We start from the raw sequence: 15,554 nt of genomic DNA, 5'->3' as shown, positions 1-15,554 counted from the left end.
TGTATTTAAAACCAACTTTATCTATGTTTGCATCATGATTAGTGCAACTGCAAATACCATATTCCAGCGTGCTATAGATGATTATCACATCCATGATAGTATCGATGCGCCGATGGAGAATCCTTACGATTCAGCTACACTGGAGCATCTTTTGTATTTGAAATGTTGGATTGATACCGCGCAATGGCATATGGAAGACGTGGTACGTAATCCCGATATCGATTCCAAAGAAGGACTATATTGGAAAAGACGTATTGATAAACAGAATCAGGTGCGCACAGATACCGTTGAATATATCGACAGCTATTACCTGCAAAAATTTGCCAATGTAACGCCATTGACAGATGCCCGGATCAATTCGGAGAGCCCGGCATGGGCAATAGACCGCCTGTCGATCTTAGCCTTAAAAGTCTATCACATGCAACAGGAAACAATCCGTCAGGATGTTTCTGCCGAACATATCCAAGCCTGTCAAACAAAACTGGACATCTTATTAGAGCAACGCCAGGATCTTTCGCAGAGTATTGACGAATTGCTTAGCGATATAGCCACCGGTAGAAAGTACATGAAGGTATATAAGCAGATGAAAATGTACAACGATCCGAATCTAAATCCTGTACTTTACGGTGCGCAAAAATAAGCAGCCATGAAGCGCATCATCGTAACCCGCTTTTCGGCTATGGGCGATGTGGCTATGGTCGCTTCGGTATTGAAGGAATTCATCACACAACACGGCGATGTGGAAGTTATCATGGTATCCCGCAAGCTGTTTGCCCCCTTCTTTGCCGATATTCCCCGCGTTCGCTTTCATGCTATCGACCCCAAAGGAAAACATAAAGGAATCTTCGGATTATACCACTTATTCCGGGAACTTAAAACCTACAAATCATTTTATGTGGCGGATCTGCACAACAACCTGCGCAGCCGTTTTCTGGATTTCTTATTCCTTACCTCAGATTATTCCGTCCGCATATTAGACAAAGGGAGATCGGAGAAAAAGGCATTAACGCGGAGCGAAAACAAAGTTTTAAAACCCTTAAAACCGATGACAGAGCGCTATGCAGATGTTTTCAGGCGATTGGGTTACAGCTTTAAATTAGATCATGAATTACCCCGCGTAAATCGTGAAACTCCAGAAAATTATGCAACTATTTTTGCATCAGGCGTCAAGACCATCGGAATAGCTCCATTTGCGCAACATCCTTATAAAGTGTTTCCAATGGCCAAAATGGAAGATCTGATCCGACAGCTTTCGGAAAAGGATTGTTCCGTCTTTCTATTCGGTGGCGGTGAAAGAGAAAAAGAGATCTGTGCGAACTGGTCGAATCAATATGATCATGTGATAAACACGGTTGGTCAGTATTCACTTGCACAAGAACTGGATATTATTGCTAATTTAGATCTGATGGTAAGTATGGATAGTTCGGGTATGCATATGGCCTCATTAGTTGGCACGAGATGTGTGTCTATCTGGGGAGCGACACACCCTTATGCAGGTTTTCTGGGTTATGGACAATCTCTAGAAGATTGCGTACAGGTAGCACACCCGGCACGACCGAGCTCCGTCTACGGCAACAAATCCTGCGATTGCGATGGTGTGGAAGCCATTGACTTGGTAACGGTGGAGATGGTGGTTGAGAAGATTAACACTTAATTATACAAACCTGCTGTCCAGATTCCGATATACTGCTTCTATCGAATGATATCGATTAAAATACAGTTGCCCATCATTCCGAACATGTTCATAAAAATCGTTGTCTCGCAATAAACGTAAAATTAATCTAGAAAAATCATCCCCATCATCAGTTACTACACATCCATTCTCTGTCTTATTCACTAACCCATCTACGCCTCTTCTATTACACACCACCGGTAAGCCGTAAGAAAGTGCTTCAATTACTTTAATTTTTACTCCTGTCCCGGATAGCATCGGACATATAGCAAGTTTTGAACGATAATAATAATCATTTAAATCTTCAACATACTCCACTTTGGTCACATTCGGCAGATCAGGTACATATTTATTTATCGTTCCAATAATGCAAAATGAAATGTCTTTTGGTAATGATGGATATACATATCTGAAAAACCAATTACAAGCTTTAATATTATGCATATTATCACTTGCAACATATATTGCATCAAAATATACATTGTTACTATCTCTCTGGATCCCAGATGAAAAATTTGATTGAAAGCCTATCGGTATAAGATGAACCGGCTTTCTGCAGAATTGTTCAAAAACATATTGTTCATCAGATGATACAGTCCATATCTCATCAAAAAGATTCAATCTTTCTATTTCGTCTGAAAATCCCTTGCCTATTTCAAAACGTTTGCGAGATTGGTCTTGCGCAGTCAACCAATCATGTGTATCTATGATAAGTCTGGCATCGGATGCGAAGGAATTATCCTTGATCAAATTTGCCCAATAAGCATAGCTTATTATAATATAATCGTATTTATCCCGCTTTAGAATAGTATTGAATTGCTTTCTTCGGTTGAAATTATTGTAATCGGTCAACCTACTAGTACCATATTTAAATAATTTACGTAAAAAAAGCGCCGGAATTAGATACCTGAGATAACCAAAAAAATCCTTTAACGGAGGATTTCTAGACAAACCATAAGATGATCTTGCCAATCCTTCAGATACCAATTTATTTCTGTCTTCCAGCGTTAATTCTTCCCCCCACTCATCATCACTATTTACAAAATCTACGATATAACCTTTATTTCTAAAGTAAGTTAATATGCCCCTAGCTCTAGTTACACTTCCAGCGTTGGAATGCAATGGATTCAAAGGAAAAAAGTAAAGAATCTTCTTAAATGTCATCGGGTGTTGCTCATCATTCATGTCCACAGCTACTGTTTAATTTATTTATAGAAACTGTTTTCGTAGCCATTTTCACATCTTATTATCTTATTGTTTCGCACATCGAATAATAAATCATCATGGATATTTTCAAGCTCTCGCGAAGCTAACGGATGAAAAATATGATATTGAATACATCTAAATTTAACGGATTTCTTAATGATTCCATTGTTGACCAAGCGCGTGGCGAGTTCTTCATCTTCATGTCCCCAGCCCTTTAAGTCATTATTATAACCATTCACTTGTACGAAATCTGTTTTCCAAAAAGCCATATTACAACCTCTGACACTTCTACCCGATAGCTCCCTTTTGGACACTAACCATGAGAGCGACGGCAATCGAATTGCATTAAACCGATTTTTAATCCCTTTAGAATAAAATTTGAAATCACTTTGCGAATTCAAGAACATTTCTTGAACATATTCTTTCCGGATGTGAGCACGCGTACCGCGCACAAAGGTTGATCGCTCGGCTACAATTAAATGATCTTCTATAAAGTTCCGATTAAGAATAACATCACCGTCAATCTGAACGATGTATTCATAACTAGCACCCTTCACCGCCTTGTTCATAATGAGTGATTTACGAAAGCCTAGATCTTCCTGCCAAACATGCTTAATAGGAACTTTATTTACTATTCTATATTTGTCAATAATTTCAGCGGTATCTCTATCCGAACCATCGTCAGCAATGACGATTTCTTTGGGCAACTTTGACTGTTTCATTACACTCTGCAAACATAGATCCAACGCCTGAGGCCAATTATATGTCGAGATTAAAAGGGTACAATTCTCCATTCCATTTCAAATGTACTTACTATTCTGTATTTTTGCATCATTCTGGTTACACAATTAATAACAACAACACGACCAGAAATAACAAAACGTTACAATGCTTAAAGAATGTTCGCTTATCATATCCACATACAATTGGCCAGAAGCTTTAGAGTTAACACTATTAAGCATACAAGAGCAAACAATTATGCCTTCCGAGGTAATAATCGCTGATGATGGTTCTCGTGCTCCCACGAAGGAGATAATTGATTCATTTAAAAAAGTTCTTTCTGTTCCCGTCATTCATGTATGGCATGAGGATAGCGGATTTAAACTTGCTACCATTCGAAATAAGGCTTTTTCGTACGCTTCGAAAATGTATATTATACAAATTGACGGGGATGTCATTTTGCATAAGCGATTTATAGAAGACCACCTTTCTGCCGCTAAAAAAGGAAGGCTATTACAAGGGTCAAGAGTATTGCTAGGGCCGACATATTCAAAAACACTTTTGAATTCCAAAACTGTAAACATTAATATATTACATTCCGATATCGCAAGAAGGGAAAATGGTTTCCGGTCCCTATTCTTATCTAACTATCTGCTAACTAAATACAAAAACCGTTATCCGGAGTATTACGCACGAGGAGCGAATATGTCCTTTTGGCTGACAGATATCATAGCTGTAAATGGGTACAATGAAAATTTTGAAGGCTGGGGGCACGAGGACAGTGATCTTACCCTACGATTGATAAACAATGGCGTAAAAAAATCCGTTATCAAATTTGCGGCAATCGTATATCATATTTATCACCCCGAGCAAGACAAGGGAGATCTAGAGGATAAAAATAGACGATTATTGGAGAATACGCGAAAAACACGTGTATCATGGACGGCATTCGGCATGGATAAATATATAAAAGATGGCAGAAATGAGTAAGGAAATTCCCACCATCAGCCTAATTGTATCGACATATAATTGGCCGGAAGCTTTAGAAAAATGTATACAGCGTGTTTTAAAACAGACGCATCTTCCGAATGAAATCCTAATAGCGGATGACGGTTCTGGGGATGCTACCCAAGAAGCTATTAAACGATTAAAGCAGGATTCTCCAATACCTATTGTCCACATATGGCACCCGGATAATGGATTTCGATTAAGTGCTATACGCAATAAAGCTATTGCGCAAGCTCGATACGACTATATCATACAAATAGATGGAGACATTCTCATCGATGACGAGTTTATAAAAGATCACCTAGCATTAGCCAAAAAAAACGCGTTCTTATGTGGCAGTCGCGTATTATTAACTCAAGCATATAGTAAGCAATTGTTAAACCAGTCCGCTGTAGAAAAACTTAATAGGTTCAAGTTTCCCTTGGGGTCGATTTTAAACAGTTTGCGGATTCCTCTTCTTTCGAGGATAATGGCTGATCGGTACAAGAAAAATAAACCCCGAGCACTAAGAGGTTGCAACATGTCATTTTGGAAGAAGGATTTGATTAACGTCAATGGATATAACGAATCCATTCAAGGCTGGGGCAGTGAGGATGCCGAGCTAGCCATTCGTTTAATGAATAGTGGCGTCAAAAAACGGTTCGTGAAATTCGGAGCCATAGCTTATCATATTTTCCATAAAGAAAATAACAAAGATAACGTAATCCAAAATGAACACATACTGCTTCAAGTAATGACGAAAAAAATTACATTTACCAAGAACGGTATGCTAAAGCAACAGCCGTAAAACACGATCCTACTCTCTATCTCTTTGTTTTCCTTAAACGATAAAACAATTTTCGATACCAAACACCATAGTACTTTTTACGAAGCAGTTCTTCCCTTCTAATAGTTTCAAACAACCTTTCTAAACTATATCCCGCTTGCAAATATCTGTAAAAATGCTTTTGATAAATATACAAATGCATCTCGTTAGCAACATTATCATTAAAATTTAAATCACACATTGAATCATGTGCATTTCGCTTTCGATACCAAAACAACGGTTGATCGATACGAACTACATTATTATACTTTTCTGTCATTCTGATCCACATTTCCCAGTCTTCATGAAACTTCATCGTTACATCAAACATGCCGATATCTTTGAATGCTTTACTTTTTATCATGGAAGTTATAGTAAAGCAGTTTACCTTTAATATTGTATCTAAAGAAAACTTAGGAAAAACATAAATATCATTTTCACGCTCAAAGTGCTGCACTTGGGTAGCCACTATATCAATATTATTTCCCGTCTGGAATTCATCAACACATAACTTCACAAAATTGAGATCAATTAAATCATCCGCGTCTAAAAAAAGCAAGTACTCACCCTTCACAAATTGAAATCCATAGTTCCTTGTAGCTGCTAATCCTTCATTGTGTTTAGAATACAAGCTGAAATGAGGTTTATCAATAATGAACTGTTCTATTATAGAGGATGTTCGGTCTGTCGAACCATCGTTTACTACGATTGTTTCTATATCGCTATAGGTCTGCCTTGCCACACATTCAAGCGTTTCGATGATAGTATTTTCTGCATTATAAGCAGGAATAATTACACTAACCAAAGGTTGTAACTTCATTTTTTATTTATCTATCAATTTATTATTAAGCCATTCCGAGAAACTATACTTTTTCTTCATATCATTATCAATAGGCACGTAAGCATTATTCAAGAACTCATCTAATCCATCATAACTGCCATTTTGCAAAACGAAGAAATTATGAGGATGATAAAACTCGGCTTCTAAAACTTTAAAATTTGTCGTAATTACTTTTTTACCGAATTTTAAACCCTCTATTATACGAAGTGAGTAGCCCTTATGTTCTGCGATCACCAGGTCAATAATGACATCGGAAAATGCAATGTTATTGAGTTGTTCAGCAAAATCTACGTGTTCGTGAGAAACTTCCATGTGCTGTATAACATAATCTGGAAGTATAGGTAATAAGTCTTTACTACACACGACGATGAATTTTACAGAAGCATAATGAACTGACAAACGTTTATGAATATCAATTAAGTCGCGTATTCGACTTTCATGAAATGTACTTACATAGTATACGTTATGGGCATTATACGAACGGCGTTGATCTATTAGATCAGGATAGTCCAGATAAAAATTAGGTGAATACGAAAGATTATAAGATGGATACTTTTTTAAATCGTCCTGATCAAACGCATAGAAACGATCAAATAGAGATACATAGTCTAAGATTTCGGGGTTGCGAGATATACCATCGAAATGAAAGCTAATCATAGTTGAAGTTTTCTGACGGATAAGTTCTATTAGACTCTTCTTAAAAAAGTCTGCCCGTATAACCAAAGCAATATCAAATGAGTAGTGCTGAACGATTATTTTCCGTTGCTTTATGTAATTGTTTTCAATTTTGAGGTTTTCTTTGTAAGACCGATCTTTAAGGAAAACTTTACGAAGTAAATTGTGCAGACGTTGGCCAATAGAATTGTACTTGAAAGCATATCCGAGGTCTTCAATATGAACGACTTCATAACCTAGATATTCTAAGTTCTTCACGATAAGCTGATATAAATTAAAACTGTGTGGTGCGACTAAAAGAAATCTTTTTTTTGACATACAAAAGAGCAAGTAATAGCTAAGATATAGAATCAAGTTATTTTATTTTGGTAGACAACTCGTAAAACTACATATAATGTTACTACCAATGGGTTGTTATTGTAGCTTCTTTCTATTGCGAAGCTGATAGAAAAGTTTGCGGTACCAAACATTGTAGTATTTTTCTTTATATTTATTTTCTTCACCTATCAACTGTTGCAATTTTTCTAGACCGTAGCCATATTGCGTGAACAGATTATAGTGTTTTTGATAGATATATAGACGAGCTAGATCCGAGATATCGTAGTTATTCATCGAATTTAGATCCGTCATTGAATCACTTGATAATCTTTTTCTGTAATGAAATAAAGGTAGCTTGACTTGATAAACATTTGGAAATTTAGCGAGATATCGAATCCATAACTCCCAATCTTCTGTCATCTTGAGGGATACGTCATACATTCCAACCTCCCTAAAATTATCGGCTTTGATCATTGCGGTTGCCGGAATACAATTCCCAGCCAATAATTGCTTATACGAATAATCAGGTAAATCGAAGATACCTTCTTTAGCTTCAAATAACAGAGTATCTGTATACACCAAATCTAAATCTGGATATTTCTTAAATTTTTGGTAACAAGTTTCAATGTATCTAGGGTCTAGCTTATCATCTCCGTCGAGGAATATCACAAAGTTCCCTTTAGAAAAACCGAACCCTTCATTCCGCGTTGCAGGTAGTCCTTTGTTTTCTTGATTATAGAGTTTCACTTCCCGAAAACGATTCGCATAATTGATTACCACCCCCTCTGTTTCATCTCGTGAACCATCATTGACAACTATAATCTCAAAATTTCTAAATGTTTGCTTAAGAACTGAATCAATTGTTTCTGAAATTGTACGGGAAACATTATATGCCGGGATAACAATACTTATTAAATCTTTTGTTGGTGCCATAAAAGCGAAATAAAAACTTGTTTACTTTACAAATGTATAAAGTTAATACGTAAAAGTAAGCTGTTTAGCTACAGAAGTAACTTACTAAAAATATCAAAATTATATACTATATTTGGATCTAAACCACGTCATGAAACTATCTATTGTAACCATCAATCTCAATAACAAGTTTGGCCTACTAAAAACTTTTACCTCAATAAAGGAACAATCTTTTCAACAATTTGAATATATCGTTGTAGATGGCTCATCCAATGACGGCAGCAAAGATGTGTTAGAATCAAACGACCGCATTGATAAGTGGATATCGGAGAAAGATTCAGGAGTTTATGATGCCATGAATAAGGGCGTAAAAATGGCGACGGGTCAGTATATATTATTTCTCAATAGTGGCGACATATTATATACATCTCAGACGTTAGAGAACATTTTTCCTAATCTAAATGACGTAGATCTCCTCTACGGTGATTTAGCCTTTGACAACATCGGTAAGCCAGTTATTTTTAACTATCCTGAAAAGCTTTCAATCAAATTTTTATTTGAATCATCCCTAGGACACCCTTCCACTTTCATAAAAAAAGATCTTTTTTACCAGTATGGCAACTATGACACCACATACAGAATAGCAGCAGATTGGTCATTTTTTCTGATTTGTATACTAAGACATAATGTTAGTACAAAACATCTTAATCAGGTCGTTTCTATTTTTGATACGACTGGCATGAGTTCAGTGCCCGATAATTTTCAATTAATTCAAGAAGAAAGGCAACGATTTCTAAACAAAGAGTTTCCCTTATTTTATGAAGACTATTTAAAACATACAACGGCTCAGCCTACGCTTGAAAAGATCCAATCTTCTAAGGGCTTCCGCCTGCTAAAAGCACTCGGTGTTAAAAAATTTCAATAGACGAACGCACAGGAATCACCTCTGTCTATCATTACATCAACTTTTGATAGAGACCGATGGTTTTCTCGACACAAGAATCTATTTTATAGTGCTTTAGTTGTTCATCCCCCTTCTCCACCAACTTTGCGCGGTATTCTGTATCTGTTAATAAGCACTCCATCTGCTCTATTAACGAATCCAGCGCGAGAGCTTCGAAATAGGCGGCAGCTTCTCCCGCTATTTCAGGGAAACAACTGGCATTGCTTAACAAAATCGGACATCGATTCTTAAACGCCTCCAAAATAGGCAACCCAAAGCCTTCGTAAATTGACGGATAAACAAAAAACAGCGCATTTCTATACAATGTATTGAGCTGCTCATCAGTCGCTGCGATCTGTATTGTCTTATCGAGAATACGATTTCTATACAAATGTTCCTTCTCGGCAATCTCCAAAGGCCCACCAGCTAATACCAGTTTAATATTTGAATATCGCTTGGATAGAACCCCAAATGCCTGAACGAGCAAACTGAAATTTTTATAACCATTGCGACTGCCGACGTATAAGATGTATTCTGCCGGAATATCCCTTACCTCTTCAAAGTGTATAGGTGTCACAGCATCTATTCCGTGATAGATCACCTCAATTCTGCTTTCATCGACATCATAGTGCTTCAAAATATCATTCTTCGTTTGATCCGAAATGGCAATAATTTTATCCGCTCTAGCAATGAGTATCCGCTTTTGATACGCTGTAGGATCACCAGACCAAAAGAATTCTGGAAAATTCTCATACGTCATATCGTGCACTGTTATCACCAGTGGCTTACTTAGATGGCCAACAAAATATGGATCAAAATATGTTGGATGAAAAACATCTACCTCCTTATTGTTAAGTTGCTCTATCACTTTGTTTCTATTTTTATCCAGGATTCGATGCGATTTGCGATGATGTTTTCTCAGCTTTTCGACAAAACCAAAATCCCTTGCATTTCCCTTCGCTAAATAATGATTGACATTGCCAAACACATCCAAAGAATAGCTGACCTCATTCCTCGCTTCAATGCCCCGCATTAGTTCGACGAAGTATCGAGATATTCCCCCAAACCTCTGAGCCGAAAATATTTGATAATCATACAAAATTCTCATTTAGAACATATTAATAATTAAGCTTTCCAAACCTTACAAAAATAATCGATAAACATCTTAAAACCTACAATAATATGCCTCTATAATTTGGCTTCAGCTTTATACAGCCATTTTTTTACCCTTTAAAATAACCCTTCGCTACCCCACCACGGTCAAACAACAAAAAATCCATCATGAACCTCTTCCTTTCCAAGCTATTCCTAAGCGTATAATCACCATCTGCTTCTATGGTACTCCCCCTCCGTCCATTTGGTAAGGTGATATCCCTCACAATGCGGGCAATAGTATGCGCGGCGCTGCTTAGGCCGAGCCAAGCTCCTTCTTTTTCGGTGTCCACCATCGGCACGACGTGGCCGGTGCTTAAACCGGTACTTCAGCCAGTAAATAAAGAATACCGCCTCGGCCTTTGAGTTAAAGGTTACTTTTCCGGTCGCCCGGCATTTCGTGCGCTCTGCGGCCTCATTGACTTCGAGGTCACAACCGGCAACATTGCTTAAAACTTCTTTATCTCCACTCATCCTGCACACCCCCTTCTAATTTATGGCTTGTGTACGATTTATCCCCGCTATTCCATTCCTTAAAGACCATCCGGCGGTTGTTATCCTCTGCACAGAAACTGATCATTCCCTTCTCTTCATACAATAAGACCCCCGCTTTGCGAATGGCAGCATATACTTCTTTCCGATCATTAAGATAACATACCGACACATTGATCTTCTTATCCTTCGGTACACATTGCCAGTCCTTGATCGTGAATCCCTCCCACCGGCTCATCTCATCGACAAATGCCCGAAGGGGGATATCTTCATAGGTACGTACGACCTTCGTCCACATCTTAGCGACCTCAAAATCTACATTAGATGCAGAAATAAGTGAATCCCGGGGTGCTTGCTTCGGCGAGTTTGCACTCGGCGAGATCATTCCAAAGTCGTTAGTACACCGCAAGGTAACCGCTTCCTTAAGTTTATAGGAATACAGATCGAGCTCTCCGGTATTCAGTACCGCCTTCGTATAATCTTCCGTCGATCTAACCACAAAATCGCCTTCCTGAACAGTTACCTTGCCGTTGCGTGTAGCTATTGCCAGAGGCCTGCCATCATCGTCGCCAAGGGCCTGCACATATGCTTCGCCCGAAAAACCGATGGATAAGCTATCTTTTTTGAGGAGCGGATACCGTATATACGATTGCGCATTTAAACGAACCAGCGTACCATCTTCCAGTTCCATTACACATTGCTGCCGGGCACCCGTATAGATCATGACATCTTTTATAGTAGAGGGTGCCTCCTGCCCATCCATGGCGTTCCTTTTCAGACGCAGCAGTCCCGCATCGGTACGGCTGATCACCAGATCGCCAATTTGTTGGATTATTCCAAACTGATCCTGATCAACCCGAATCAACGTCGAATCACCCAGGAGTACCACACAACTGGATTCTAGGACCGGAATCTCGGTATTGCCCTCCAGATGCCCGCAGGCTACATCCAGCAGTAATATATCCTTGATTTCTTGCTTTGTAGCAAAAAGGTAGACTACCGTGCCGCCGATCATAAGCCACATCGCTACCGCTGCCCCCCATTCCATATACAGGTTTCGCCGTCGCTTGCTACGCAGCTCATTTCCCCTGCGTATGATATGCTCAAAGTCGGGTTCCCAATCATCCAACGGATCCGGGGGCAACTGTCCTTCCAACTGCCGCAATTCTTCTATGATCATCCCGTCGTATTCCTCTTCCGAATAGCGCACCTTTTCCCTTTCCAGTAAAGCAGCCTCCTCGGCATCGAGCTGTCCCAGTATCTGCTTCCTGATCAATTCCTTGATATTTATTTCATTATGTTCCATTTTGATAATTCTAATACACTACTATAATTAAATTGCCACCGCTAGTCCTTAAGAAGCTGTCTGATCTTCTTCAGTCCGGAACTCAGTAGGTTTCTGACACGTTGTGGGGCTAAGCCATGTTTCTTTTCGAGTTCCTTATTTTCCATTCCATGCAGTTTAGAGCCGATCAGAATCTCCTGCTCCCTAGGGGTAAGTTTACTCGCATTTAATACAATATCATCTACCGTGTCCTTATAGTTCAGCTCGGTATCCGCCTGAATGTTACACGATAGGTTTTCGATCTCTTCCAGCGGTACCCTTCGATCTTGGTGTTCACGACGAAGCTTGCTCAGGGATACGTTTTTGGCAATCACCATCATCCACATAAAGGGGTCCTTTGCCGTAGCAACCTTGTCGGCATCTGACCATAGCACGATAAGTGTTTCCTGTACAGCATCCTTGACCAGTTCGTCATTATGGGGTATAAAATTTCTGATCCACTTCGTTAATTGCTCACCATGCTTTTCCATGATGAGCCGCAAAGCGAGATCAGGCTCGTCCGTCAATCTGTTAAAAGGTTCTTTATCCATATCATAGGGTTTATGTCTGCACCTTGATTTATAGAGCCAACATAAAAAAGGTATAAATTATTTAACTGAAAAACAGGAACTTATAAAATAAGCACTTTTTCAGGCGGTACAATTCCTCTACTTATGACAGCTATATATAGATAGCAATGAAATAATTGTATTAATTAAATCAAAGATACGACAAAAACAACAAAAAAAAGAAATTAAATATCTGATTTTCAATATGTTGAATATAAATATCAACACAGATCTGTATTGACTTTACTGAAAAGACATCGCAGTTAAAAGCGCCAATCACGATCACCGGAAGTATTACAAAGCCCTGCGGTACTGGCAGCGAAAATAAGCGATTCGAGCAGATAAAAAATAAAATTCATAAATGAGAAAATGTGTATCAATGACACAAGTCGCTCTAGATCAGACCTGATAAATTTGCATAAGAAGTTTGAAATCCAGTAACGGAGAATAGAATAAATTTTAAAAAAAATGAAAGCACAAAAATACATAAAGCAGATAGCACGGTACGCGTTTATTATTTTGTGGGGATATGCTGCCGTCATCAAGCTCTATAATTGGAATACAAGTCGTGAGGAAATGCACATGCAACCTTTTGCGAACTGGGTCGGCGAAATCCTATTTTGGCTAATTCCATTTATCGAACTGACTTTAATCTTTATGCTGATTAACACGAAAACCGCAAAACGCGGACTAGTATTTTCCGTTATATTATCTGGCATATTCACCTTATATCTTGTACTTGCCTGGCAGGGTGTCATTGGTGAAGTCTGTATATGCGCAGGTATCCTTACTCAATACGGATTCGGCAACCATATTCTTTTCAACCTTGCATTTATTATACCAGGTATAACAGCTTTGGCATTATCCTATAGAAGCAAGCAGGAAGAAGACCTCTCTTCCCAAGCCAGCAGGAAGGAGGGTACTGCCTCAGCGTGAATGAACTGAGTGAGCAGGGACAAAGCTTACCCTGCGAAACTATAAAGAATACTCTTTCTGACAAAAGCTTTTAGAATGTCAAGGAGCAGGTCATGCGATGGACCTGATGAAATCAAAACACAACAACATGTTTTAAAATTATTTTATTATGAAAAATATATTTAAAAACTTCGACAAGCTAGGCATCTTCGCTTTCGCAGCGGCAGGTTTGTTTGCAATTTCCTGGACCAATTTAGAAAGCAGATTAGCGCCGCAGTGGTATCAGGTAACGGTGATCGATGAAGATGAACCTCATGATGAGCCCAGTAATCTTGCGATTGGAGCCGCACTACCAAGTGGTCCGAGTGGCCCCTGTTCACTAAATAACGGTGAAATGTGTGCTATTCCTATTGACAGGAAAGATTATACCGGTCCTATCACCACTGTAGCACAAGCTCAGGATTTAGCAGACGAGGAAGACATAGACTTGGGAACACCGGTATTCAGGACTCCCCAGTCTTAATCTTACAAATTAATCCGAATAGATAATTGCGGTAATGCCGAATGGAATGGTGGACATATTTTTGTCCACCATTCTACCTTTTGGTGCCTTAAAATTTCTAAGGGATTGACTAACGGGGATTTTGCAGCACACTTGTTGATCTTAATTCATTGTCCGGAATAGGCCATACCCATTTATCATCATTGGGCAATAGGGTGTAAATCGCTCCGTTTATATCTCTCTTCAGCATAATTTCTGTTTCCTTAGTAAGATTAGCCTTACGGATATCGCTCCACCTTGTACCACGGAGATACAATTCCTTTATCCGCTCTTCTTTTATCAACTGAAGCGTCGTCAGGTCTTCTGCTATTGCAGGCACTTTGTCTGTTTCATAACGATGCGACAAAAGACGGCCCAAATCCTCAGCAGCGGCTTTAAAATTTCCTTTTCTTGCCAGACATTCTGCCCTGATAAGCAATACCTCATCAACCGCAAGTCCCGTAAAATAATTAAATCCAGCATAGGAACCATAGAATTTTTTATCGTCTTTGAAAAAGAGATATTTTCTTAGATCATGATCTTTGTATTTGTTAATAAATTCTTCTGTCACCACGCCATTACTTTGTATATAACCTGCCGAAGTATGGCAATAGAAGAGAATTTCAGGATTTAACAGTCCTCGATTCATATTTTCAAAAGAATAAAGACCGGCATCGTCAAAGTCGTTAAAATTTAATAAATCAAGTTTCCTTTCCAGCACATATTGTACACTGGCAAGAGCCTCATCCCATCTATCCATTTCCCGATATACCCTTGCGAGTAAAGCATAAGTAGCAAGTCTTGAAGGCCGGTAATTATTTTCCTGGAAATCCGGAAGTAGATCAACCGCGGTAGTCAGGTCTTGTAATATTTGTGCGTAGACTTCCTTCAAAGTTCCTCGATCAACAGTAACAGAAACATCATAATCCAACCTCAGAGGTATTCCCGGATCGGTTTCGGCACTACCGGGGTTAAAAGGTTTACAGAAAGCCTGTACCAACTGGTAAAACGTAAATGCGCGGTGGAACATCGCCTGCCCCCTGACATTGTTGCGATTATTCTCCTGATCCGGTGAAACCTCAAGCTTATCCACATCCAGTGCTAAATTTGCGTACATAATCCGTTGATATGCCCAATTCCAGTCATTTACTTCCTTTCCTTCATATACATCATCTGCCCATATATATCCATTTTTCACGTGTGTGTAGTACACAGGGCTAGCTGTTTCCCAGGTTTTTCCGGGTAGCGTATATTCATCAGTACCCAAACAGACCAGTTCAAAAGAACCCGCATTATTCATTACCGGATTATAATCCAATAGTGCCTGGTAATCAGATATATTTTTGGGAACAACCTGATTGGAATTTCTCTTTATATCCAGAAATTCCTTTCCACATCCTGTCAATGAAAAAAGCAATAACAGGGTTTTAAAATATCGTTTTATCGTATTCATCGTCTACT

At 38.9% G+C, this 15,554-nt stretch carries 17 protein-coding genes; 7 read left to right on the top strand and 10 right to left on the bottom strand.

All coding sequences use genetic code 11. The features are described 5' to 3' along the window. Positions 1 to 34 precede the first annotated feature (34 nt). Positions 35 to 640 (top strand): DUF4254 domain-containing protein, encoded by a 606-nt coding sequence (locus C4F40_RS15225; protein WP_196940234.1) that lies wholly within the window; start codon positions 35 to 37, stop codon positions 638 to 640. A 6-nt stretch (positions 641 to 646) separates the two neighbouring features. Then, a complete protein-coding gene (locus C4F40_RS15220) occupies positions 647 to 1,654 on the top strand; it encodes a glycosyltransferase family 9 protein (protein WP_196940233.1) in 1,008 nt (335 codons plus the stop codon). Here the strand turns inward: C4F40_RS15220 and C4F40_RS15215 are convergent, their stop codons facing one another. Both C4F40_RS15215 and C4F40_RS15210 read right to left on the bottom strand, forming a co-directional pair. After that, entirely contained in the window at positions 1,655 to 2,857 is a 1,203-nt protein-coding gene (locus C4F40_RS15215; RefSeq protein ID WP_196940232.1) for a glycosyltransferase, read from the bottom strand. Between the two features lie 20 nt (positions 2,858 to 2,877). Continuing rightward, positions 2,878 to 3,672 carry a glycosyltransferase family 2 protein gene (locus tag C4F40_RS15210; RefSeq protein WP_196940231.1) on the bottom strand — a complete coding sequence of 265 codons (795 nt, stop codon included), beginning with the start codon at positions 3,670 to 3,672 and terminating at the stop codon, positions 2,878 to 2,880. A gap of 94 nt (positions 3,673 to 3,766) precedes the next feature. On the opposite strand from C4F40_RS15210, the gene C4F40_RS15205 reads away from it, so the two are divergent. Beyond that, a complete protein-coding gene (locus tag C4F40_RS15205; protein ID WP_196940230.1) occupies positions 3,767 to 4,588 on the top strand; it encodes a glycosyltransferase family 2 protein in 822 nt (273 codons plus the stop codon). Further along, complete coding sequence (locus C4F40_RS15200; RefSeq protein WP_196940229.1) at positions 4,581 to 5,393, top strand: glycosyltransferase family 2 protein; 813 nt, start codon at positions 4,581 to 4,583, stop codon at positions 5,391 to 5,393. The genes C4F40_RS15205 and C4F40_RS15200 overlap by 8 nt, the downstream gene beginning before the upstream one ends. A gap of 16 nt (positions 5,394 to 5,409) precedes the next feature. Here C4F40_RS15200 and C4F40_RS15195 read toward each other — a convergent pair whose 3' ends face one another. From C4F40_RS15195 to C4F40_RS15185, 3 genes are all read right to left on the bottom strand, one after another. Beyond that, entirely contained in the window at positions 5,410 to 6,231 is an 822-nt protein-coding gene (locus C4F40_RS15195; protein WP_196940228.1) for a glycosyltransferase family 2 protein, read from the bottom strand. Positions 6,232 to 6,234: 3 nt separating this feature from the next. Continuing rightward, entirely contained in the window at positions 6,235 to 7,185 is a 951-nt protein-coding gene (locus C4F40_RS15190) for a WaaS/CpsH family glycosyltransferase (RefSeq protein WP_196940227.1), read from the bottom strand. Positions 7,186 to 7,341: 156 nt separating this feature from the next. Then, positions 7,342 to 8,178 carry a glycosyltransferase family 2 protein gene (locus C4F40_RS15185; RefSeq protein ID WP_196940226.1) on the bottom strand — a complete coding sequence of 279 codons (837 nt, stop codon included), beginning with the start codon at positions 8,176 to 8,178 and terminating at the stop codon, positions 7,342 to 7,344. Positions 8,179 to 8,308: 130 nt separating this feature from the next. Between C4F40_RS15185 and C4F40_RS15180 the strand changes: the two genes are divergently transcribed. Beyond that, the gene (locus tag C4F40_RS15180; protein ID WP_196940225.1) at positions 8,309 to 9,082 is read left to right on the top strand and encodes a glycosyltransferase family 2 protein; all 774 of its coding nucleotides are present in this window, start codon (positions 8,309 to 8,311) and stop codon (positions 9,080 to 9,082) included. Between the two features lie 31 nt (positions 9,083 to 9,113). Here C4F40_RS15180 and C4F40_RS15175 read toward each other — a convergent pair whose 3' ends face one another. The 4 genes from C4F40_RS15175 to C4F40_RS15160 all read right to left on the bottom strand — a co-directional run bounded on the left by C4F40_RS15175 (position 9,114) and on the right by C4F40_RS15160 (position 12,619). After that, positions 9,114 to 10,208, bottom strand: coding sequence for a glycosyltransferase family 4 protein (locus C4F40_RS15175; RefSeq protein ID WP_196940224.1), 1,095 nt, complete (start codon positions 10,206 to 10,208; stop codon positions 9,114 to 9,116). A 115-nt stretch (positions 10,209 to 10,323) separates the two neighbouring features. After that, complete coding sequence (locus tag C4F40_RS15170) at positions 10,324 to 10,548, bottom strand: hypothetical protein (RefSeq protein ID WP_196940223.1); 225 nt, start codon at positions 10,546 to 10,548, stop codon at positions 10,324 to 10,326. Positions 10,549 to 10,712: 164 nt separating this feature from the next. Continuing rightward, positions 10,713 to 12,050: a FecR domain-containing protein gene (locus C4F40_RS15165; RefSeq protein ID WP_196940222.1), complete on the bottom strand. Its 1,338-nt coding sequence runs from the start codon at positions 12,048 to 12,050 to the stop codon at positions 10,713 to 10,715. Between the two features lie 41 nt (positions 12,051 to 12,091). Continuing rightward, on the bottom strand, positions 12,092 to 12,619 hold the full coding sequence (locus tag C4F40_RS15160; protein WP_196940221.1) for an RNA polymerase sigma factor: 528 nt from the start codon (positions 12,617 to 12,619) through the stop codon (positions 12,092 to 12,094). A gap of 486 nt (positions 12,620 to 13,105) precedes the next feature. Between C4F40_RS15160 and C4F40_RS15155 the strand changes: the two genes are divergently transcribed. Then, complete coding sequence (locus C4F40_RS15155) at positions 13,106 to 13,573, top strand: MauE/DoxX family redox-associated membrane protein (RefSeq protein ID WP_196940220.1); 468 nt, start codon at positions 13,106 to 13,108, stop codon at positions 13,571 to 13,573. A gap of 148 nt (positions 13,574 to 13,721) precedes the next feature. Beyond that, positions 13,722 to 14,075, top strand: a complete 354-nt coding sequence (locus C4F40_RS15150) for a hypothetical protein (RefSeq protein ID WP_196940219.1) — start codon at positions 13,722 to 13,724, stop codon at positions 14,073 to 14,075. Positions 14,076 to 14,184: 109 nt separating this feature from the next. On the opposite strand, the gene C4F40_RS15145 is transcribed toward C4F40_RS15150, so the two are convergent. Continuing rightward, a complete protein-coding gene (locus C4F40_RS15145; protein WP_196940218.1) occupies positions 14,185 to 15,546 on the bottom strand; it encodes a RagB/SusD family nutrient uptake outer membrane protein in 1,362 nt (453 codons plus the stop codon). Between the last annotated feature and the right edge of the window lie 8 nt (positions 15,547 to 15,554).

Origin of the sequence: Sphingobacterium pedocola (assembly GCF_015209965.1) — a bacterium.
Classification (GTDB): Bacteria; Bacteroidota; Bacteroidia; order Sphingobacteriales; family Sphingobacteriaceae; genus Sphingobacterium; species Sphingobacterium pedocola.
The sequence above is the reverse complement of the archived record's forward strand: the minus strand, read 5'-3'. Positions and strand labels throughout refer to the sequence as shown.